Genomic DNA, 22,000 nt, shown 5'->3' on the forward strand with positions numbered 1-22,000 from the left:
GAGATTATTGTTTTTGATGTATAGCCAAGCACTGAGATAGTGCCTGGCAAATTCTAACCAAAAATCTGACCGCCATTTACATGCAGTGTCTGTCCTGTAACAAATCTCGAATCATCAGAGGCAAGATAAACAAAGGTAGGGGCGATTTCAAACGGTTGACCTTGACGGTCCATTAAGTTGTCAGCAAGTACTACTTGGTCTGCGGAAAAGCTAGCTGGAATTAGTGGCGTCCATATTTTCCCGGGTGCAATGGCGTTTACTCGAATCCCTTTTTTCGCTAGATTTCTAGCTAAAGCACGGGTGAACCCAATATTGGCAGCTTTTGTAGCCGTATAGTCCATTAATAAATCGTTACCTTCATATGCAACAACAGAAGCAGTGTTTATAATGGAGCTACCTGCTTTTAGATACTTTAATGCTTCTCGTGTAGTGTAAAAATGAGAATAGATATTTACTTTGAATGTATCGTCAAATTGTTCATCGGTAATATCCAGTAAACTTGATTGTTGAAACTGAATACCGACGTGATTACATAAAATATGCAGCTTGCCAAATGTTTCGATTGTTTTTTCTACAATTTCTTTGCATTGTTGTTTATCTCGCAAATCACCTGGTAATAGAAGACAGCTTCTACCAATTTCCTCGATCCTATTTTTTGTTCGATTAGCATCTTCATGCTCATCCAGATAAGCGATTGCCACATTTGCGCCTTCCTTAGCAAATGCAATTGCCGCTGCGGCTCCCATGCCACTGTCACCACCAGTAATTAGTGCTACCTTTCCCTTCAACTTCCCACTGCCATGGTAATTTGGATTTTCTATAATCGGCTTTGGTACCATTAAATTCTCTAGTCCTGGTTGTCGGTATTGGCGCTGTTCGGGAACTGTAATGGGTATTTCCTCATATCGTGTGATTTTTCCGTAGTTTGGATACATCGGGTAATCTTGTTGATTAGATCTTTTATCAGACATGGTCTGGTTAATCCTCCTTATAACGGACTTACAGATTACACTATTCAATCTAGGCGAATAGTGTGCTTGGCAAGTGTGTCATCTCGGTTGAGTCCCATGTGTTGATCAGTTTGAATACGCTAAAAAAGATACTGTTTAAGGAGGGAAAATAGATGACTTATTATTATAATCCACAAGTAAAGCTGTTGCTGATAAATCAATCAGATGAAACAGAGGAAATCTTATACGATAATCATGCACAGAAATGGAAAACACCACTAATTGGACCAAGACCGCCGTATTATGCTAATCCAAGGTATGAACAATATTATCCATTAATCTAACAACATGCGTAAGGTGCTAGTCAGGAACCCTATGACTGGCACCTTATGTTTTGATACGTTATAGTTAGGGTAACAGTAAACAATGGCAATCTTTGGCTGGTTTTGTCGATACATGAAGTTTTATAGATTTTTTAATAGAGGTGATTATATGCTAGGTTGGATGGATGAAATTAATTGGGCGGAAGTCATGATGAATTTTGGTGTCGTCGTCATTAAACTTATCGCGATTATTATAGTGTATCTTATTGCCAGGTCAATTGGGAAACGTACAATTGAAAAGGCGTTTAATAGAAAAGGAAATGACTTTTCGACAGGTAGAACAAAGACATTACAATCAATCACGGTTAATATCTTTTCCTATTTTTTATTATTCATTTTTATTGGGATAGTTTTTGAATTAGTAGGATTAGATATTAAAGCATTACTAGCAGGTGCAGGGATTGTTGGCCTTGCGATTGGTTTTGGCGCTCAAGGCTTAGTGAGTGATGTTGTAACAGGTTTCTTTCTGTTATTAGAAAAGCAAATCGATGTAGAGGATTATGTAACGGTTGCTGGTAAAGATGGTGTTGTAGAGGAAATAGGCCTCCGAACTACAAAGCTGCGTGGATTTGATGGAACTCTTCATTTCATTCCGAACCGTGAAATTACGAATGTTAGTAACCATTCTAGAGGAAATATGCGCGCATTAGTTGATATTGGCATTTCCTATGATGACGATATTGATAAAGCGACAAAGGTCATGCAAGAAGTGTGTGACAAGCTTGCAGCCGAAGATGAAAATATTTTGGAAGGACCAGACGTTATTGGTGTACAAGCATTTGGTGCGTCTGATGTTGTTATTCGTGTTATTGGAAAAACAAAAAACGGCGAACAATTTGGAGTAGAGCGTAAGTTACGAAAAGCAATTAAAGAGGCACTGGATGAGAATGGTATTGAGATTCCTTATCCACATCAGGTGAATGTTAGTAAAAATAGTTAACTAGAACGGAAAAAGGATGCTCTAATCATGTGAATAGAGTATCCTTTTTTTTGCTGATAGGAAACATAACATTTTTCAATTGTTTTTACAGAGTCCCGTTGGTTTAATTCAATGCTACTTTATAATAGCTTGTACAAAGGTTTTTTTTAGAACATACTAAGATAAATGGCGGGAATTATTTCGTTTTTTTAACTAACACCTGAATGATTTTGTCAACGATAAATGCTATCAATATCCCAACTGAATACCGCAGCAAATCAATCGGGAGAAATCCTTTACCTAAAATTAATGCACCAATTGTTGTTGTGCGTAGTTGATTAATCCAATTAGCCTGATATAGCTGACTACATTCAATTAAAAAGCAGAATAAAAAGCTTAGTGCTAGAGAAGCTGATAAGTTCTTTTGCGTTAACAAAAAACGGAATCCAAAGAAAACCATCATGGCCCACAACATATCACCAGCATTTTCAGCTAGAAATAGGGGGAGGATATTGCTCCATTTTCTAGAGGCTAGACCTAATCCAATAGTTAAAAGGATGGCGAAAATATAAGCGATTTTCCTTTTTCGATAATGGAGTTGAGCTTTTTGTTTGCTAGTACTGGACATGGTATCACGCTTCAATTTCGTTCGAATTTGGATTGTCGTAGGTTTAAATAGTGCTAATTATAGTTTATGGTTCTACTATGTGTAGAGCAAGATAAATGTAGAGCAAGATAAAAAAAGAGTCCTATTCCTAAGCTCCAAGTGTAGATTATGAAGCGGTGGGAATAGGATCTTAATTCGAAATTTATTGTCTGTTCTTAGGATAACGTTCTTTCCCTTTTAATTCGTTTAATTCTTCTTTGCTTTTATTCTTTTTCTTTTTGTTTTTAGACAATGCATAATCCCTCCTTTAGTAAGTAGTGTGGACGGATCATGTTAAAAAAATGTACAAAACCCGGTTTATAGCTATCAATTCGACAAAATTCGGGAAGTGACAGGCACCCTACTTATTTTTTCCATTTTTTAATGAAGCTTTTGGTTTTGGGGCTTGGGTTGTTTGTTTTTGGTGTTTCGATTGGGTCTTGGAGTCCGTTTACGATCATGGTGATTTTGAATCGTTGTCCAGGTTCATCGATAAAATAGGATCCAAGCTTAAATAGGTCTGCTTTATCGAATAGATCATTAAGTCGCAAATTGATTTGACGAAAGGCTTGCATATCTACGTCTCTTGAATAACCAATATTAATTATTAATTGCTCGCCTTCTGTAAAATCCTCTGGTAAATATGGAGCAGTTAATAAATTTCTTAAAGGTTCATCAAAGGTTTTGCCTTCTATAGTATATAAAAATAACGGCCCACGCTTTTGCTGAATGAAGGTTTTGATATCATGATAATCAATATTAATTATTCCAGTCTCATCCAGAGTATCTCGCAAACCTTGAATTACTTTTTCCTCTAGCATATCAAATGACTTTGGTGCATCATGGATAGGAGTGGAAGGATCAATAGATTCCATTAGCCCATCACTTTCAAAGGTAATGACAGCATCACAATAATCCTTCATGATGAAATATTGCTCTCTAGCAGCCATGCGTTTTCGCTTTCCTTCAAATTGAAAAGGAAAACGATAAATACCAACTATAAGAGGCTTTCTCTCTCGAAGTGATTCTAATGTATTCCGAAGCTCCTCGGTCTTGCTAGGGTTTCCACCAACAAAGCGATAAAAACTAATATCATCTCGTTCTAGTTCTGCACGAATCGATTGTTCTTTATCGGAAAAGTCCGTATCCATTTTAAAAGGTCCAAAAATTCTCTCCATGTCGCCTCTCCCAACTCTATTAGTTCATTATTTTCACCATAATATCAGATACGCCCAATAATGTTTGTCGTATCTTGTTAAGAAAAACAACTAGTTTTGTTGAATGAGATAGTATTTGGGTTTATTACGGTATTCTATCTATATAATCGAACAAAGTCTGTGACAGGTGGCAAAATATAACAAAAAAATCGCCACTATTTACTTGTTTTTTACGATTATATTATTGAGAAGGTTTAATCACTATACATAAGATTAGTTTTGGTGTAAGCTAGGTAATGTTGTGAATTTACTTACCTAGCTAACTAAATTGGAGGTAGGCAATGTTAAATCAGGATTTGCTGCATACGCTGAATCAGCGTATACGATATATACAAAAGCATTTGAATGAGTGCTTAAAGGTGCATGGATTATACCACGCGCAATGGACAATTTTGTTTTATTTAACGAAATACGGGGCAAGCACACAAACAGAGCTTAGTAGTTATTTTCATGTGGAAGCTCCTACCATAACACGGACAGTAAAACGGATGGAGCTACATGGGTGGATTGTTAGAGAAACGGGGATGGATAAACGAGAGAAGGTTATTGTGTTAACCGATATGGCCAAAAGAAAGTATGTAGAAATTGAGAAGTCTGTATCGGAACACGAAAAAGTGATGCTATCTAATTTATCACAGGAAGAGAAAGAGAGCTTACTATATTTACTGCAAAAAATAGGTTAGAGGTGTTAAGACAGCATGAGTGACCATCATAAAAAGATTTGGACGAAAGATTTTATTTATATTTCATTGACACAGTTTATTTTATTTTTAGCATTTTATACGTTATTAACGACATTGCCAATCTATGTTATACAAGAATTAGGGGGAACAGAAGCACAGGGAGGTTTGGTTGTTACTAGCATGCTGATTGCTGCAATTATCATGCGGCCATTTTCGGGGAATCTACTAGAGAAAATTGGGAAGCGAAAAGGATTATTATGGAGTACGTTCTTATTTACGGTAACTTTGTTCTTTTATTATGGGGTTCATAGTTTTCTAGGATTAATTATTTTACGTTTTATTCATGGATTATCGTTTGGCGTATTGACCACGGTAACTAGTGCGATAGCTGCCGACGTTGTACCAGAAGAAAGAAGAGGAGCAGGCCTTGGTTATTTTGCCATGTCCATGAATATTGCAATGGTGGTTGGTCCATTTATTGGGTTAACATTACTTCAGTTTGTTTCGTTCCATGTATTATTTGTCATCACGAGCCTCATTATGGTTATTGGATTAGTTAGTGCTTTTCGTGTCCAATTACCAGCAGTTATTCAAGAGACAACGAAAACGGTGAAAAGGAAACTATCTATTCACGATTTAGTGGAAATAAAGGCTATTCCTATTGCTGGAATTAGTCTATTTGTCGGAATTGCTTATTCCAGTATCCTATCCTATATTAGTGTATTTGCAGAGGCAATGGATTTAACGAGTGTAGGAAGCTACTTTTTTGTGGTATTCGCTGTGGTAATGATTCTTACACGTCCTTCGTTAGGACAACTATTTGATGTGAAAGGACCAACATATGTCATTGTTCCATGCTTGCTTATTTTTAGTGTTGGATTAATCATGTTAAGTTACACGACTTCTTCTTGGATGTTTTTATTAACAGCAGCGGTTATAGGTCTTGGAAGTGGTGCCTTGCTTCCTAGTTTTCAAACGATGTGTATCCAAGCGGCGGATAAGGGAAGAAGTGGTCATGCGACGGCGACATTCTTTATTTTCTGGGATACTGGAATCGCGACTGGTTCTTATGTGCTCGGTATGATTGTTGCTATGTTTAATTTCCATGTGTTGTATATTTCATGTGCGTGTCTATTGATTCTTGTACTTGGATTATTTTTGACTGTTCAAGTAAAACAAGACAAGAAGGCTACCGGAACAGAGCTAGCTTAAATGCTCTATCCGTCTTCGGACTGAAAAACCCTACAATTGGAGTAGGGTTTTTTTGTGCTTGAAAATCAGTCGTTGCACGGAGGTTAGAGCGTGAAAAGATGAGTATGATAGTGATGTAAGGTAAACAAGAGGAGGAATATAAATGATGAATTTTGAGTTATACAGAAACTTGGCTGAGGAAAAAATGAAGACATTGAGAAAGCACGCGGATGAAAATAGACTTTATATATTAACACGTCAAAAGCAGAAGCACACGGATAGAAAGAAAACTAGCAGCTTGTTTTTCAAATGGATAAAACAAGTAGGGTAGTCAGGATGCTCCTCATCATTTTGGGGAGTTTTTTGTTTTCGGTTTTTCAGGGAGAATTTTTATCTTGTTATTTCAAAAAGGGTATCTGATAATTAGAGTATACTTGATTATAGAAAATTTGGAGGAGGACATTTACATATGCAATCGGCACTTGTATTTGGTGGTACACGATTCTTTGGAGTGAATTTAATAGAATCATTATTGGAAAAAGGAATCATGGTTACAGTGGCAACACGCCAGAATGGCACTGACCCTTTCGGAGATCGTGTAGAACGGCTAAAGGTAGATCGTTTTGATGAATCATCTGTGATGGCTGCTGTAGAAGGAAAAGAGTGGGATGTTGTGTTTGATCAACTTTGTTTTTCGTCAGAGGATGCCGCTATTATAACAAAGGCACTTGAAGGAAAAATGAAGCGATATGTATTTACTTCTACTTTATCAGTCTATGATTATGGGAAAAAGATGGATGAAGGTGAGTTTGATCCATTTACATATGAGTTAAAAATGGTTGATCGTCAGGAGGTTAGCTATCAGGAAGGAAAAAGGCAGGCGGAAGCTTACTTTTTTCAACGTGCAACGTTCCCAGTTGTAGCAATGCGTATACCTATTGTGCTTGGTGAAGCGGATTATACGGAGAGACTGCTGCACTATGTGAAATCAGCTAAGGAAGAGAAGCCGGTATATTTTCCAAATCCAGAAGCGGAAATGTGTTTTGTGCATCAACGAGAAGCTGGGGAATTTCTTTCATGGATAGCGGAGACTAATTTTACGGGTCCAATTAATGTGTGTGCTAATGGATATATTACGATGAAGGAGTTAATGGCACTGGTTGGTGAGAAAACTGGTAAGGATGTGCTAATTACTTTGGAGGATCAACTGACATCACCATATGCAATTGAGGATACTTGGTCCATGAGTAATGAAAAAGCTACAAAATTAGGGTATGAATTCACGGATTTAGCTGAGTGGTTGCCAGATCTAATTGATTATTTAGCAAAATAACCAAATGCTGTCACCACCTGAATTCGACAAAATTCGGGTGGTGACAGGCACCTTATTCTTTCAAAAAGTCACCTATGACTTGGAGATAGGTTTCTGTTTCTTCTATGTAGGGCATGTGTGCGCTTTGTTCGAATACATGGTATTTACTGTTTGGGGTTAGGTTGCTAAAATATTCCGTGGATTCTGGTGTTGCTTCATCAAACCGCCCACATGTATAGAGAGTTGGAATCTGTATCGATTTCAACTGCTGTGTGCAATCAAAGTTTTTTAAGTTACCTGCCACATGAAACTCTGACGATCCCCACATGATATTATAAATTTCACTGTTTTTGTATTTAGCACCTTCCTTTAAGAATTCAGGTTTGTCCTCGTCGGGCATTCTGAAGACAAAATGATCATTAAATACTTTTGTTGCTGCTTTATATTCTTCTGAATCAGTCGTGCCATTTTCTTCGCATTCTTTTATCGTGTTCTGAACCGATTGTGGTAATTTGGAGAGATTTCTTTTTTGATCCTCTGCCCATAAAGGGGCGCTTAAGCATGGACTCGAAAAGATAATGCTTTTGACTCCTTCTGGGTATGTAAAATAGAATGCAGCAGCAAGGGTTGTTCCCCAAGAATGACCGAGAAGATGAAATTCGTTTAAACCGAGTGCGTCAATTAGCTGCTTTAGTTCTTCCACAAATCGATCTATTTTCCATAAGGATGGATCATTTGGGCGATCTGATTTTCCACAGCCTAATTGATCGTATAATATTACCGGCCGTATGGTGGATAAAACATTTAGATTTTGTAATGACCAATGTGATGAACCAGGACCACCGTGTAAAATAATAACGGGTGCGTTGTTTGTATGGTTATCATGTATTTGGTACCACACGTTCCCCCCAGTAACGTCAACAAATCCTTCTTTTATTAGCAAAGATTGTCTCCTCCTTTATGTATTATCCTTCTATCGTACCATGAAACCTTTATTACGTTAATATCGTATAAGGAATAATGGGAATATTTATTATGTTATAATAGTCCTACTATCAATGGGGGCGGTAGTTTGTTTGAGTTATTTGTATTCATACTTTTAATTCTTGGGTTTATAGTTGAAAAAATTTTTGTCAAAAGGTTTTCCATATTAGATGAGATCTCGGAGTATTCCTATGTGAATAGCTATCATAAGTGGTTCATTCAAATATCTGTTGGATTGGTAATCATCATGACAATAATCGAAGGCATCTATTTCCCTGATTTTAATCTTTATTTGAACTCCGGATTTATTACCATCATATTACTGATTGATGCAAGGATTCAGTTTAAAATAGAGCGAGAAGAGAAGCAATACATAAGAAGTCTAGTTAGAGCTGGGGCAGCTTTCGCCATATTTGTTGGGGCACTTATTGTTTGCTTCCACACGACCAATTTCAAAGAGGTAGTTGAAGACGAGTTTGAACATATTGATGTAACGAGTTTAAATGAAATGAGGATTGCTATTTTACAAATGAATCCCGAAAGAAAGGTCCCTTCTAAACAACTTTCTGAAAGTGTGATAATAGAGGACGGAGCGGTAATATCCAATGTATTAAGTGAAATATCTTTATTGGAGCTTAAACGAGCACCACTAAGAACCGAAAACATCGATGTAGTGTACGAAATTACGGCAAGAGGTGGTTGGAGTCAACAGTTGGATATGGAAGTATATGAAAACCATATTAGGATTGGACATGAGACTTATCGAATAATTGGGGATAACACACTGTATCCATTTTTGGAGGCTGAAGATTTTGAATGGCAACAAGTTGAGGGAAACTCGAATTAGGTGAATGTTACTTATCGAATTACATTGTTTTTTTAATGACAGGGTAAATGCAACAAAGAACCCTTAAAAATCCTAGAGGATATGCAAGGGTTCTTTATTTATTTCTAGATTAAAGATTATAAAATTCACGTAATAAGAAGGCTATCCACTTACATTGTGGGTGATTCCTAATATTCTCAAGCATTCCACTTACAATAGCTGGGCTATAGTTTGGAATAAGAAGCTGCTGCTTCAAAATAGTTAATGATTCCTTTTCCAATGGTTCATTAACTTCAACAATGCTTTGATCAATTAATTGAGCTATTTTATCAGAAGTAATATCTTGTTGGGTTGCCTCTTTAAAGACATTTGCGAATTCTTTAGTAATAATCGGAAGTGTTGTATATTTTGCTAATAAATTTGTTTTTTCTACAAGCGATTCACACAAAATTTCCACATCGAGTGAGATGTTATAAAAAATAAACAATGAGGAATAACTATTCATTAATCCCTTGATGGAGTAGACAAGATCATATTTTGTTTCTTCAATTTCTTCTCCATATAACCTCTCTACCATTGATAAGATAATTTGATCGATAAGCTGTTCATAATAGCGAAATTTTGCTATTAGTTCTTTATTTAGGGATTGCGTCTGTTCTTTCATGAGGAGTTTGGCAAAGCTGGAATGTGCTTTAAAACCACTAAAAATCGATTGGTAAAATTTATATAAAAGTTGCGCACTTTCTGTCTCTCTGACCATGTAGTCAATTTCTTCGGTTAACTGGCTCATGAAGTGATCAATTAATGCGATGATTAACTCGTCTTTTGATTTAAAAGATAGGTAAAATGCCCCTTTAGAAATTCCGCAGTAATCTGTTATTTGTTGAACGGATGTTGATTCAAATCCGTTTTGCGCAAAAAGTTCAAGGGATTTATCCATGATTAATTGTTTTTTACTCATCAAAATTTCTCTCCTTAGTTCCGATCTCCCAGTTGACAAATGACCGATTAGTCATTAGTATAGGGGAATGAGTTTATAAAGTCAAATTAGGGTAGGTGTAAGCGTGAAAGGTTTAGTTAATTTTGTTATCAAGAATAAATTAGCCGTGTGGTTATTAACGATAATCATTGTTGCTACTGGTATTTATTCTGGTACACGTATGAAAATGGAGACTATTCCGGATGTATCCATTCCGTATTTAATGGTTTCTGATGTATATCCAGGAGCTACTCCAGAGCAAGTAATGAATGAAATTTCGATTCCAATTGAAAAAGTCATCGAGAATCTAGAAGATGTAAAAGGAGTTTATTCGAATTCCTATTCAAACATGGCTAGTATTCAAGTAGAATATGACTACGGAATTGATATGGATGAAGCGAAGCGTGCACTAGAATCTGCACTTGATTCTGTAACATTACCAGAGGAAGCACAAGCGCCATCCATTACTGCGATTAGTATGGATATGATGCCAGTCGTGGCATTAAGTGTGAGTAGTGAATCAGAAGATATCGTAGAGTTGACTTCTACGGTTGAAGATGTGATTTTACCGAAGCTTGAAAAGATTGAGGGCGTTGCATCAGCTACAATCACAGGGCAGCATATTGAAGAAGTTCAGCTAACCTATGATGAAGCTAAAATGGTTGAACTTGGTCTTACTGAAGACGATGTTAAGCAAATGATTCAAGCAAGTGATATGGCTGTATCTTTAGGTTTATTTGAATTTGAAGAGGGCGAACAAGCTGTATCAATAGATGGTAAGTTTATGACAGCAGATGAGTTAAAGGAAATGATTATTCCGGTAACACCATCTGAATCAAATCCAGTACCATTCGTGAAATTAAGTGATGTTGCCAATGTCGAAGTAGTTGGTAAAGTACAATCTGTTTCTCGTACAAATGGAGAAGACGCAATTGCTATACAGGTTGTAAAAGGGCAAGAAGCAAATACGGTAGACGTTGTGGAAGCAGTTAAAGATTTAGTGGAAGAGGAAGAAGCAGACATTGAAGGTCTTGTGATTGATATTTCATTAGACCAAGGAGCTCCAATTCAAGAATCCGTAACAACAATGGTTGAAAAAGCTGTGTTTGGTGGATTAATTGCTGTTCTTATTATTCTACTGTTCTTACGCGATTTTAAATCAACAATTATTTCAATCGTCTCGATCCCGGTTTCCATTTTTATGGCGTTAATGCTATTGAATTGGATGGATATTACATTAAATATCATGACCCTAGGTGCCATCACGGTTGCAATTGGTCGTGTAATTGATGACTCGATTGTCGTGGTAGAAAATATTTACCGACGATTACATTTAAAAGAAGAGAAATTGAGTGGACGTGCATTAGTACGTGAAGCTACAATTGAAATGTTCAAACCAATTCTTTCCTCAACATTAGTTACGGTTGCAGTATTTGCGCCACTTATCTTTGTTGGTGGAATGGTTGGAGAATTATTCATGCCATTTGCTTTAACCATGACATTTGCGCTTGGTGCATCACTACTAGTTGCAATAACCATTGTTCCAGCTTTATCACACTTCTTATTTAAGAAGAAATTATATAGTGAGAAAACAGAAGCAAGCCATAAGGAAGCTGGTAAATTAGCTAATTGGTATAAAGGAATTCTGAAATGGACCCTTAACCATAAAATTATTACTTCCGCTATCGCTGTTATTTTACTAGTTGGTAGCTTGGCGTTAACGCCGCTTATTGGATTTAGCTTTATGGGTAGTGAAGAAGAAAAAGTTATGTATTTAACGTATACCCCAGAAGCCGGAGAACTTAAGGAAGATACTTTAGCAAATGTTGCTGAGGTGGAAGAAGAGTTATTAACACGCGAAGATATTGACATTGTTCAACTATCCGTAACAGATAGTGATAGTGCCGATATGATGAGCTCTATGATGGGCGGAGGATCTGGTGGTGCATTAATGTACCTTATCTTTGATCCTGATATGGAGAACTTCCCAGAGGTTCGTGAAGAAATTGAAGAGTATGTATTCAATATCGGTCAAACCGGTGAGTGGAAGAGCCAAAACTTCACTTCCATGTCAATGGCTGGAGATGAACTTAGCTATACATTCTACAGTGAAGATTTAGATAAACTGAATGAAGCTGTTGGAATGGTTGAAGAAGTATTAAGTGAGAATGATGGATTAGAAGATGTTTCTTCTAGTAAAGAAGAAGCATATGTGGAATACACGTTTAACGTGGATCAAGAAGAGTTATTACAATATGGTTTAACAACTGGTCAAATTGTCATGTTGCTAAGCCCGAATACCACTCAAGATGTGCTAACAACTGTTGAAAAAGATGGAACTTCATTGGATGTAATTGTACAGCAGGAAGAAGCTGCACAACCAAAATCAATTGATGAACTCTTAGAAACAGAAGTTCAAACGGCAACTGGTCAAACGCTCCCACTTTCAGAGCTAGTAACAGTTGAAGAAGGAACTGCTTTAAATACGCTAGCACGTAGTAAAGGTGAGTACTATGCAACAGTTTCTGGAACTATTATCGGTGATGATATTTCCAAAGCTTCTGCAGAGGTTGATAAAGAGATTGACGAATTAGAATTACCTAAAGGTGTAACAATGGGTATTGCCGGTGTAACAGCTGATATGGAGGAAACCTTTACACAGCTTGGAGTTGCAATGATCGCTGCGGTTCTAATTGTGTACTTTATCCTTGTCGTAACATTTAGTGAAGGACTGGCACCATTTGCTATTTTATTCTCACTACCATTCGCGGTAATTGGTTCATTCGTTGGACTATTAATAGCAGGTGAAACGATTTCCGTTTCGGTTATGATGGGTCTGTTAATGTTGATTGGTATTGTTGTTACGAATGCGATTGTACTAGTCGATCGAATCATTCATATGGAACGTGATGGAATGGAAAGACGTGAAGCGATTCTTGAAGCAGGTGCAACTCGTCTACGTCCAATTCTAATGACAGCAATTGCAACAATATGTGCGTTAATTCCGTTGTTATTCGGTAATGGCGGTGGCGGTTTAATTTCGAAAGGACTTGGAATTACCGTTATTGGTGGTCTAGCAAGTTCAACATTGCTAACACTAATTGTTGTTCCAATTGTTTATGAATTGCTTTCTAAGTGGTTCAAGAAAGACCGTAAAGAAATAGAAGAGAATTAATGAAAAGCCCTACAAGGTATTTGATGCCTTGTAGGGCTATTTTTATGCTTGCTTTAAGTATTTATCAAGAAATTCTTTAATGGCACGGTAGCCAGTAATACGATTCTCTCTTTTTGAAAATCCGTGACCTTCGTCATCGAAAACAATATATTCCACTGGGACATTGTTTTTCTTAACTGCTACAACGATTTCATCTGATTCTTCTTTTAAGACACGTGGATCGTTTGCACCTTGTAGCACAATTAATGGTTTTTTGATGTTATCCGCATGAAAGAGTGGTGAGATGCTTCGAATGTATTCCGTATCAGTAAATGGATTACCGATTTTTTTATATAGTACGTCACGTATTGCTTCCCACCAAGCAGGCATGCTTTTTAACGTGCGTTCCCAATTGGACACGCCAAATATATCAACACCAACCTCAAATGCATCAGGATGAAATGCTAAAGCTGCCAAAGTCATATACCCACCATAACTTCCACCAATAATACCTATTTTATCTTCATCAATTTTTCCAGTGTTTATTAAGAATTTTTTCGCTTCTATACAATCTGATAAATCAACATCACCGTGCTTTAAGTCAGCTGCTTTAAAGAATGTTTTTCCATAACCTGAACTCCCTCGGCTATTAACCGCAATGACTGCATATCCGCTATTGACTAGGTATTGAAAAATCGGATTATACGTTGCCGTGGATTGTCCACCAGGCCCACCATGGACATAGACGAGTGCGGGAGCTTTTTCACCCTTTGCAAGATGTGGTTCATAATAAATTGCTGGTATGGATAGACCGTCGAATGAAGGGTAGTTTACAACTTTTGCTTGTACTAGATCCTTTTGTTCTATTTCGGGATTCAATGTATTGGTAAGCTGCTGTAATTTTTGAGTGCTAAATGTATAGACATACAGGTTGGAAGGCGAATCCGAGCTATTTAGTAAAAAGACAATTTGTTCCTCGTTATGGGATAATTTAACACTATCAATTGCGCCTTCGGGTAGATTAGGGATTTCAATTTGTCTTCCTGTTTCTATATCCAGTAGTTTTAATTGAAATGCTGCATCATTGTTTACTACGTATAGAAGGTAAGAATAATTTGGTGAAAATTTAGCGCTAACAATATCCCATGGTTCGATAGCAACAGTTTCCACAGACATAGTTGAAAGATGCATGCGTTTTAAGTGAAGAAATTCATTTTCTTCATCAGTTAGATAATACAAATACATAGAATCTTGACTGAATGTAAGGGGGACAAACTGAACATCTCCATCATGCTTGGATAGATGTATCGTTCCTGAATCAGGCGAATAGAGATACATGTCTGAATTATTGGCTGTAATAGGTTTATGTAGGGCGATGAATTGTTTATTAGGTGAAATGGCGTTGATGTGATAGCCTTGGTCATTTTGGAATAATAAAGTTGGTGTAAATGTGTCAATATCCATTTCGTATACATCCATAAAACGATTATCGCGTTTGTTAGATTCATAGAAAAAGCTTTTTTTATCAATGCTCCAATCTGTGAAAGAAGCTTTCTCGTTTTCTTCTGGGGTTAGATCCCTTGACTGCCCACTTTCGTCCATTACATAAATATGAATAATTTCATTTCCACCCTTATCACTTTGATATAAAAAGCGATTATCATACGGAAAATAGGTAGTGGGAATGATACGGTCGGTAGTTGAATGCGTTAATTGTGTACGGTTACTGCCATCTAATTGCATCGAATAGGCGTTATAGACGCCGGATTTGTCACTAGCGTATAAAATGGTTGAGTCATCATGTGAAATCGATACGGCAGCAAGACTTTCCGTGTTCATAAATTGCTCAATTGAGTACTTAGATAAAACATTGGGCTTACTACTAGCCTTTTTGGTCATTTGATTACCTTCTTTCACGTTGGATATCTATAAGTATTCTAGAAATAGGAGGCGATATCCTGTTGGAATAGAAAATAATTTCTTGGCGAGAATTAGGGAGGAATAATTCGACAAAAACCGGGAAGTGACAGGCACCGCCCTTTTGCGCTATAATTTTATAATAATTTTAATTTTGGAGGTGTTGGGTTTGGTTTTTTCGGTGATTGGGGCTGATGATACATGGGTTCTTTGGGCTTTTTTGGCTGGATGGGCCGGTGTGAGTATTTATTTGGAACAGAAATATGAATGGGCTTCTAAGGTTTCAGGAGCAATTATTGCGCTTGTAGGTGCGATGCTGCTTGCAAACTTTAATGTAATTCCCACAGATTCTCCTGTATATGACACGGTATGGGGTTATGTAGTTCCTCTAGCTATTCCGCTTTTATTATTCCAATCGAATATATTGAAAATCTGGAACGAGAGTGGAAGACTGTTAGTGATGTTTTTATTAAGCTCTATAGGTACAGTCGTTGGGGCTATTGTTGGGTTCTTCTTATTAAAAGACTATATTCCAGGTCTGGAAAAAGTAGCAGCGATGATGACAGGCTCGTATATTGGTGGAAGTGTAAATTTAGCTGCATTATCGGCTAGATTTGAAACGCCTGGTGAGTTAGTGTCGGCAACTGTTGTTGCTGATAATTTAATGATGGCACTATATTTCCTTGTGTTAATGGTTATTCCAACCGTAGCATTTTTCCGAAGACGGTTTAAGGCGCCACATGTTGAACAAGTGGAAAAGCATGAGCAAGATGGTGGGGAAAATCTAGCTGCGACCTATTGGAAAGGAAAAGAAATATCGTTAAAGGATATTGGCTTTGCAGTGGGATCTGCCTTTGTATTGGTGGCAATTTCCTTCAAACTAGCCGCACTATTTGACTCGATTATTCCATCTGGTGATGATATTAATTTTGTATGGAATGCATTAAATGGCATATTAGGTGATAACTATTTGATGCTCACTACTATTACCCTGGTCGCAGTAACGATTTTTTCACGTTTTTTTGAAAAGATTAACGGTGCACAGGAAATCGGTACATATCTTATCTATATTTTCTTTGTAGTTATCGGCGTTCCGGCTTCACTTCCAATTATTTTACAAAATGCACCATTATTATTTGTATTGGTATTCATCATGGTTGCACTTAATATGATTATTTCCTTCGTATTTGGGAAATTGTTTAAATTCAATCTGGAAGAAATTATTCTTGCAAGTAACGCTAATATTGGTGGACCGACAACGGCAGCAGCTATGGCTATTTCTAAAGGGTGGACGAAACTAGTAGCACCCGTATTAATTGTTGGAACGCTTGGCTATGTTATCGGGAATTATATTGGCGCGGCAATTGGCTATTGGTTTGGTTTATACTAATGATTTGGACTCAGATATTGGCGTATTCTGAGTCTTTTTTGTTGGAAAAAATTACTTGCTTAATCGACAAAAAAAGAAATTGACATGTAAGGGTATATCCTTTAGTATTAATCCCAGCATAATAAAAGTCTATCTTATTAATAGCCGCTGAGACGAGGGGTCGAAGATGCGGTGGCAAGCCAGTTTGGTTCAAGTGAATCAAATATGGGGCCCAACCTGAGCGCAAAACAATATGTTTTGTGAACAATAAGAGGATAAGCTGCGGATATTAATCAAAGCTTTCCTTAGGTTGTAGGAGAGCTTTTTTTGTGCCTGAAAATTACATTTTTATGGTAGGAGTGGTTAATATTGGCAGAAAAACTTTTATTCACGTCGGAATCTGTATCAGAAGGGCATCCAGATAAAATCGCAGATCAAATCTCAGATGCTGTTCTTGATGCTGCACTACAGGAGGATCCTTTTTCTCGGGTTGCTTGTGAAGTATTTACAACAACCAATACAGTAATTGTTGGTGGTGAAATTACCACAAGAGCTAATTTGAATATCGAAAAAATTGCCCGAGATACGTTACTAGAAATCGGATATATGGATGATCGTTTCGGAATTGATGGTAGCACTTGTGATGTTCACGTACTTGTCCACACCCAATCACCAGACATTGCGATGGGTGTTGATACATCTAGTGATACAAAAGAAATTGGTGCTGGTGATCAAGGAATCATGTTTGGATTCGCAACGAATGAAACAGAGTCATTCATGCCACTAGCGATTGAAATGGCTCATACACTAGTAAAACGTGCATCAATTTTACGAAAAAATGGTGAATTCAAATGGGCTCGTCCAGATATGAAATCACAAGTAACAATCGATTATACAGTTTCAAATCAGCCTAAAATTGATACGGTCTTAATGTCCATTCAGCATGATGAGGATTTTGATAAAGAAAGCTTTGAAACGTATGTTATGGAGACAATTATTAAGCAAACAGCACGTGAATTTAACCTTAATGAAAACTTCCGTATATTGATTAATCCTACTGGACGTTTTGTTGTAGGAGGACCACATGGTGATGCGGGATTAACTGGTCGTAAAATCATTGTAGACACGTACGGCGGTGCTGCAAAGCATGGTGGAGGAGCGTTCTCTGGAAAGGATTGTACGAAGGTAGACCGTTCTGCAGCCTATGCAGCACGTTATGTGGCCAAAAACATCGTTGCTGCTGGAATCGCTGAAAAGTGTGAAATTCAGTTGTCATATGCCATTGGAGTAAGTGAACCAATTAGTATTGCACTGGATACATTTGGAACGGAAAAGGTTACACATGAACAATTATTACAAGCGATTCGAAAAGTGTTTGATTTAACACCAGCTGGTATTATAACCATGCTAGATTTACGGAGACCACAATATAAACAGGTAGCGGCTTACGGTCATTTTGGAAGAAGTGATCTTGATATACCTTGGGAAAGAACGGATAAAGTGGAGGAATTACAACAAGCTGTTGAACTTTTTGAACTTGCTGGAGTTGGCAGATGATGAATAGCATAAAGGAACTTGCCGGGAAAAGAGATTTACTGTTAAACCAGGATAAGATGCCTTTATTCGACGCATTGGTTCAATATGCCAAACAGGATGTCACGCCTTTTGATGTGCCTGGTCATAAAATGGGTTCTACGATGACCCCGTTAAAACAGGTTCTTGGAGAGATGACTCTTCGGATGGATGTAAATTCTATGAAGGAGCTTGATTTACTAAGTCATCCACAATCTGTTATTAAAGAGGCGCAGGAATTAGCAGCAGCTGCATTTGGTGCAGACCATGCTTATTTCCTCGTAAATGGTACGACAGTTGGTATCCAAGCCATGATTATGGCTGTTTGTAAGCCAGGTGATACCTTATTAGTGCCACGAAACGGGCATAAGTCTGTCATGGACGGGATTATATTAAGTGGGGCAAGACCAGTTTTTATACAGCCTGAGGTGGATTATCATTTCGGTATATCACATGGAGTTTCGATTGGAAGTGTGGAAAGAGCAATCCAAGAGCATCCAGAAGCAAAGGCTCTATTGATTACGTACCCAACTTATTTTGGTTCAATGAGTGATTTACAAGCAATCTGTCAGCTTGCACATGCTAACGATGTGACGGTCATTGTAGATAGTGCCCATGGCGCACATTTACCCTTTATGTCAGACGATATGATCGACCCAATTTCTGCAGGAGCAGATGCGGTAACCATTAGTATGCATAAGACAGGTGGATCGTTAACACAAAGCTCGATTCTATTGGTAAAAGAAGAGCGAGTTGCACCAGAAGCAATTCAAAAGCTACTTAGCATGTTACAAACGACTAGTGCTAATTATTTGCTAATGAGTTCACTAGATGTTGCGAGAAGAGAATTAGTTATGAATGGTTCTGAACGATTGCATCAATTAAGACCAACCATTGATGCAGCGATCGCAGAACTAGAGACGAACTCTCGTTATGAAGTATTAAAGCCAGATTATGTGACGAAGCATTTTCAGCAATCCTATGACTGGACGAAATTAGTTATTCGAGTAAATGGGATTGGTTTAACAGGATTTGACGTATACACGATGTTAAAGGAATCTTATGGTATTCAGATGGAACTAGCGGAAGGATATGTCGTCATGGCTGTTATCTCAAACGCTGATACAGCGGAATCAATAGGGAAACTAGTCAATGCGTTACAAGATATTGAGAGACGGTTTGGTCAACAAAACGTTATCATGTCTACTAATGTAACAGCCGATCAAGTAAATCAATTGGTAATTAGTCCTAGAGAAGCATTTTATGCTGAGCAAGAGTCGGTATTTATTGATGATGCGATAGGTAGAATTAGTGCGGATACACTTATGATTTATCCGCCTGGTATCCCGCTTGTGATTCCAGGAGAATTAATTTCCGAGGAAGTTGTCCAGCAGTATCATTATTATCGTGAAACATTAGGGGAAGTTTTGATCGAAGCGAAAGAAGCAAACCATATAACCGTTGTAAAGGAGAATGCGTAAAATGGGCATTGAATTATCGACATTAGGAAGACATGTATTAATAGAGTTTTACGGTTGTCCAAGTGAGATTATTGAGAACAACAAGTTGATTGAAAAATTTATGAATGAAGCAGCAGATTATTCGGGAGCAACAATTGTTGAATCGGTGTTCCATCACTTCAATCCATATGGGGTTTCTGGAGCGGTGATTATAGCTGAATCCCATCTAACGATCCATACGTGGCCAGAATATGGTTATGCTTCTGTGGATGTCTACACATGTGGCGATTCTGTTAGCCCTTGGAAGGCTGCTGATTACCTGGGTGAAAAACTACAGGCGAAGAAAACAGAATCCTTTGAGGTACCACGTGGCATGGTTGATAAAATTAAACAATTTGCAGAGCGTGATATCCGAGAGGTACAAGTAAAACCCATGTTAGAAGGAGTCAAATAATGAACTGGTATACAGAGCAATGGAGTAAGAATTGTAAATTTTCAATTGCCTATGATAAGGCATTATATAGCGAGAAAAGTCCGTTCCAGCAAATTGATTTTTATCAAGGGGAAGAGTTTGGTACCTTTTTTACATTAGACGGTTTAATGATGGTAAATGAGAAGGATGAATTTATTTATCATGATATGATTACTCATCCAGCATTTGCGACAAATCCGAACATCAAAAAAGTATTAATTATTGGTGGTGGTGATGGTGGTACGGCACGTGAAGTATTGCGCTATCCATCAGTTGAAGAGGTTGTCATGGTAGAAATTGATGAGCGGGTCTTCCGTTTGTGCCAGGAATATTTACCGGTTACGGCAAAAGGTGTGGAAGAGGATTCTCGCATGAAGCTTCTGTTTGAAGATGGATTAGCGTATGTGAAGAATGCACCAGATGCATCCTTTGACTTAATTTTAGTAGACTCTACCGATCCGGTTTCAGTCGGAGAAGGATTGTTTACGACTGCTTTTTACCAGGAGTGTTATCGGGTGTTAAATAAGGATGGTATCTTGATTAACCAGCATGAGTCTCCATACTTTGCAGAGTATGCTTCCAATATGAAAAAAGCTCACAAGAAGATTAAAGATATTTTTCCGATTACCAATGTGTATCAATACCATATGCCAACCTATCCATCTGGACATTGGCTGTTCGGTTTTGCATCGAAAACTTTTGATCCAATTAACGATTTAAAGGTGGATGCATGGAAAGAGTTTGGTTTAAAAACGAAATACTATAACACTGATTTACATGTTGGCGCGTTTGGGTTGCCGAATTACGTGAAGGAGGCACTAGAACGTGGGGAATAAAGCCTTAAACATTAGCACTTTTATTGGTTGTGAAAAGTCTTACGAGGAAGCGGATATTGTCCTGTTTGGAATACCATTTGACGGGACAACGAGCTTTCGTCCAGGTACTCGCTTTGCGATGCAAGCCATTCGAACGGATTCGTTTGGGCTAGAGACCTATTCTCCTTATCTTGATAAGGATTTAGAAGACGTATCGGTTTTTGATGGTGGAGATTTAGAGTTACCTTTTGGAAATACGAAAAAAATACTTGATGAGATCCATGCCTATACACAAGGAGTTCTTCGGGATGGGAAAAAGTTTGTGATGGTGGGAGGAGAACACTTAGTTAGCTTACCAACCATTAAAGCAGCTTATGAAAAGTATCCGAACCTACATGTCATTCATATCGATGCACACACTGATTTACGGGATGACTATTTAGGGGAAAAACTTTCCCATGCATCAGTTATTCGCCGCTGTCATGATTTTCTAGGAGACGGTCGTATCTTTCAATTTGGCATTCGTTCTGGTATGAAGGAAGAATTTGAATGGGCGAAGGAGCATACGTATTTAGAACGTTTTTCATTGGAGACGTTAAAGGAAAAAGTCCTTGCATTGAAGGATGTTCCTGTCTATGTAACTATGGACTTGGATGTATTGGATCCAGGCGTATTTCCTGGCACAGGAACGCCTGAACCAGGTGGAATTACGTACCGTGAACTGTTAGAAGCTATTGGTTCGCTACAATCACTTAATCAAATCGTAGCGGCAGATATAGTGGAATTATCCCCGCCATATGATCCATCAGGAGCTTCAACAGCCATGGCATGTAAAACTGTACGAGAAATGCTTTTAACATTAGTAGATTAGTATTATATAACTTTAGGAAATGCACCGCTTAGGCGGTGTGTTTTTTTTTATGGCGTTAAGTTGCTGTATTGCGGTGTAATAGACAAATAATTGTTTCTAAATGATGGAATTGTCAAATAGGGATGTGCTAATAGACAATCTCAGTGTTTGTTTATATGGAATGTCCAATAGCTGCGTTCTAATGGACAAAAGGCAGTAACTAATCGTAGATAGTGTCCTATTGCATTCATCTAATGGACAAAAACTTATATTAAGTTAGTTGAAAAGGTGTTTAGTGGAT

General features: G+C 37.7%; 20 protein-coding genes. 14 read left to right on the forward strand and 6 right to left on the reverse strand.

Going from position 1 to position 22,000, the window contains the following annotated elements:
• Positions 1-53 precede the first annotated feature (53 nt).
• Complete coding sequence (locus tag JF53_RS11555; RefSeq protein WP_047982295.1) at positions 54-971, reverse strand: SDR family oxidoreductase; 918 nt, start codon at positions 969-971, stop codon at positions 54-56.
• Between the two features lie 152 nt (positions 972-1,123).
• Here JF53_RS11555 and JF53_RS17710 point away from each other — a divergent pair, with 152 nt between their 5' ends.
• A complete protein-coding gene (locus JF53_RS17710) occupies positions 1,124-1,294 on the forward strand; it encodes a hypothetical protein (protein WP_169750791.1) in 171 nt (56 codons plus the stop codon).
• A gap of 148 nt (positions 1,295-1,442) precedes the next feature.
• Entirely contained in the window at positions 1,443-2,273 is an 831-nt protein-coding gene (locus JF53_RS11560; RefSeq protein ID WP_047982294.1) for a mechanosensitive ion channel family protein, read from the forward strand.
• Positions 2,274-2,448: 175 nt separating this feature from the next.
• Here JF53_RS11560 and JF53_RS11565 read toward each other — a convergent pair whose 3' ends face one another.
• On the reverse strand, positions 2,449-2,880 hold the full coding sequence (locus tag JF53_RS11565) for a ribosomal maturation YjgA family protein (protein WP_047982293.1): 432 nt from the start codon (positions 2,878-2,880) through the stop codon (positions 2,449-2,451).
• Positions 2,881-3,263: 383 nt separating this feature from the next.
• Positions 3,264-4,076 (reverse strand): FtsZ/tubulin family protein, encoded by an 813-nt coding sequence (locus tag JF53_RS11570; protein ID WP_047982292.1) that lies wholly within the window; start codon positions 4,074-4,076, stop codon positions 3,264-3,266.
• Between the two features lie 320 nt (positions 4,077-4,396).
• Here JF53_RS11570 and JF53_RS11575 point away from each other — a divergent pair, with 320 nt between their 5' ends.
• The 4 genes from JF53_RS11575 (at position 4,397) to JF53_RS11585 (ending at position 7,322) form a co-directional block, all read left to right on the forward strand.
• Positions 4,397-4,798 (forward strand): MarR family winged helix-turn-helix transcriptional regulator, encoded by a 402-nt coding sequence (locus JF53_RS11575; RefSeq protein WP_047982291.1) that lies wholly within the window; start codon positions 4,397-4,399, stop codon positions 4,796-4,798.
• Between the two features lie 15 nt (positions 4,799-4,813).
• The gene (locus tag JF53_RS11580; protein WP_047982290.1) at positions 4,814-6,010 is read left to right on the forward strand and encodes an MFS transporter; all 1,197 of its coding nucleotides are present in this window, start codon (positions 4,814-4,816) and stop codon (positions 6,008-6,010) included.
• 142 nt (positions 6,011-6,152) lie between these two features.
• Complete coding sequence (locus tag JF53_RS17495) at positions 6,153-6,320, forward strand: hypothetical protein (protein WP_157052502.1); 168 nt, start codon at positions 6,153-6,155, stop codon at positions 6,318-6,320.
• A gap of 138 nt (positions 6,321-6,458) precedes the next feature.
• Complete coding sequence (locus JF53_RS11585; RefSeq protein WP_047982289.1) at positions 6,459-7,322, forward strand: NAD-dependent epimerase/dehydratase family protein; 864 nt, start codon at positions 6,459-6,461, stop codon at positions 7,320-7,322.
• A gap of 52 nt (positions 7,323-7,374) precedes the next feature.
• Here the strand turns inward: JF53_RS11585 and JF53_RS11590 are convergent, their stop codons facing one another.
• Positions 7,375-8,244, reverse strand: coding sequence for a proline iminopeptidase-family hydrolase (locus JF53_RS11590; protein ID WP_083443617.1), 870 nt, complete (start codon positions 8,242-8,244; stop codon positions 7,375-7,377).
• Positions 8,245-8,373: 129 nt separating this feature from the next.
• Between JF53_RS11590 and JF53_RS11595 the strand changes: the two genes are divergently transcribed.
• Positions 8,374-9,132, forward strand: a complete 759-nt coding sequence (locus JF53_RS11595; RefSeq protein WP_047982288.1) for a DUF4181 domain-containing protein — start codon at positions 8,374-8,376, stop codon at positions 9,130-9,132.
• A 109-nt stretch (positions 9,133-9,241) separates the two neighbouring features.
• Here JF53_RS11595 and JF53_RS11600 read toward each other — a convergent pair whose 3' ends face one another.
• A complete protein-coding gene (locus JF53_RS11600; protein ID WP_047982287.1) occupies positions 9,242-10,072 on the reverse strand; it encodes a TetR/AcrR family transcriptional regulator in 831 nt (276 codons plus the stop codon).
• A gap of 103 nt (positions 10,073-10,175) precedes the next feature.
• Between JF53_RS11600 and JF53_RS11605 the strand changes: the two genes are divergently transcribed.
• Positions 10,176-13,265, forward strand: coding sequence for an efflux RND transporter permease subunit (locus JF53_RS11605; protein ID WP_047982286.1), 3,090 nt, complete (start codon positions 10,176-10,178; stop codon positions 13,263-13,265).
• A 42-nt stretch (positions 13,266-13,307) separates the two neighbouring features.
• Here the strand turns inward: JF53_RS11605 and JF53_RS11610 are convergent, their stop codons facing one another.
• A complete protein-coding gene (locus JF53_RS11610; RefSeq protein ID WP_047982285.1) occupies positions 13,308-15,143 on the reverse strand; it encodes a S9 family peptidase in 1,836 nt (611 codons plus the stop codon).
• 187 nt (positions 15,144-15,330) lie between these two features.
• Here JF53_RS11610 and JF53_RS11615 point away from each other — a divergent pair, with 187 nt between their 5' ends.
• The 6 genes from JF53_RS11615 to speB all read left to right on the forward strand — a co-directional run bounded on the left by JF53_RS11615 (position 15,331) and on the right by speB (position 21,720).
• On the forward strand, positions 15,331-16,551 hold the full coding sequence (locus tag JF53_RS11615) for a DUF819 family protein (RefSeq protein WP_047982284.1): 1,221 nt from the start codon (positions 15,331-15,333) through the stop codon (positions 16,549-16,551).
• Positions 16,552-16,896: 345 nt separating this feature from the next.
• Positions 16,897-18,087: a methionine adenosyltransferase gene (metK, locus tag JF53_RS11620; protein ID WP_157052503.1), complete on the forward strand. Its 1,191-nt coding sequence runs from the start codon at positions 16,897-16,899 to the stop codon at positions 18,085-18,087.
• Positions 18,084-19,583 (forward strand): aminotransferase class I/II-fold pyridoxal phosphate-dependent enzyme, encoded by a 1,500-nt coding sequence (locus JF53_RS11625; protein ID WP_236686944.1) that lies wholly within the window; start codon positions 18,084-18,086, stop codon positions 19,581-19,583. The genes metK and JF53_RS11625 overlap by 4 nt, the downstream gene beginning before the upstream one ends.
• 1 nt (position 19,584) lies before the next feature.
• Positions 19,585-20,016 carry an adenosylmethionine decarboxylase gene (gene speD, locus JF53_RS11630; protein WP_201777905.1) on the forward strand — a complete coding sequence of 144 codons (432 nt, stop codon included), beginning with the start codon at positions 19,585-19,587 and terminating at the stop codon, positions 20,014-20,016.
• A complete protein-coding gene (speE, locus tag JF53_RS11635) occupies positions 20,016-20,870 on the forward strand; it encodes a polyamine aminopropyltransferase (protein ID WP_047982282.1) in 855 nt (284 codons plus the stop codon). Before speD ends, speE begins: the two co-directional genes overlap by 1 nt.
• Positions 20,860-21,720 carry an agmatinase gene (gene speB, locus JF53_RS11640; RefSeq protein WP_047982281.1) on the forward strand — a complete coding sequence of 287 codons (861 nt, stop codon included), beginning with the start codon at positions 20,860-20,862 and terminating at the stop codon, positions 21,718-21,720. Before speE ends, speB begins: the two co-directional genes overlap by 11 nt.
• The last annotated feature ends 280 nt before the right edge of the window (positions 21,721-22,000 follow it).

It is taken from the genome of Ornithinibacillus contaminans (genome assembly GCF_001038425.2).
In the GTDB taxonomy this organism is placed as follows: domain Bacteria; phylum Bacillota; class Bacilli; order Bacillales; family Amphibacillaceae; genus Ornithinibacillus; species Ornithinibacillus contaminans.

Coding starts and splice junctions, on each gene's coding strand:
- JF53_RS11555 (WP_047982295.1), bottom strand. CDS start 971: ATGTCTGATAAAAGATCTAATCAACAAGATTACCCGATGTATCCAAAC.
- JF53_RS17710 (WP_169750791.1), top strand. CDS start 1,124: ATGACTTATTATTATAATCCACAAGTAAAGCTGTTGCTGATAAATCAA.
- JF53_RS11560 (WP_047982294.1), top strand. CDS start 1,443: ATGCTAGGTTGGATGGATGAAATTAATTGGGCGGAAGTCATGATGAAT.
- JF53_RS11565 (WP_047982293.1), bottom strand. CDS start 2,880: ATGTCCAGTACTAGCAAACAAAAAGCTCAACTCCATTATCGAAAAAGG.
- JF53_RS11570 (WP_047982292.1), bottom strand. CDS start 4,076: ATGGAGAGAATTTTTGGACCTTTTAAAATGGATACGGACTTTTCCGAT.
- JF53_RS11575 (WP_047982291.1), top strand. CDS start 4,397: ATGTTAAATCAGGATTTGCTGCATACGCTGAATCAGCGTATACGATAT.
- JF53_RS11580 (WP_047982290.1), top strand. CDS start 4,814: ATGAGTGACCATCATAAAAAGATTTGGACGAAAGATTTTATTTATATT.
- JF53_RS17495 (WP_157052502.1), top strand. CDS start 6,153: ATGATGAATTTTGAGTTATACAGAAACTTGGCTGAGGAAAAAATGAAG.
- JF53_RS11585 (WP_047982289.1), top strand. CDS start 6,459: ATGCAATCGGCACTTGTATTTGGTGGTACACGATTCTTTGGAGTGAAT.
- JF53_RS11600 (WP_047982287.1), bottom strand. CDS start 10,072: ATGAGTAAAAAACAATTAATCATGGATAAATCCCTTGAACTTTTTGCG.
- JF53_RS11610 (WP_047982285.1), bottom strand. CDS start 15,143: ATGACCAAAAAGGCTAGTAGTAAGCCCAATGTTTTATCTAAGTACTCA.
- JF53_RS11625 (WP_236686944.1), top strand. CDS start 18,084: ATGATGAATAGCATAAAGGAACTTGCCGGGAAAAGAGATTTACTGTTA.
- speD (WP_201777905.1), top strand. CDS start 19,585: ATGGGCATTGAATTATCGACATTAGGAAGACATGTATTAATAGAGTTT.
- speE (WP_047982282.1), top strand. CDS start 20,016: ATGAACTGGTATACAGAGCAATGGAGTAAGAATTGTAAATTTTCAATT.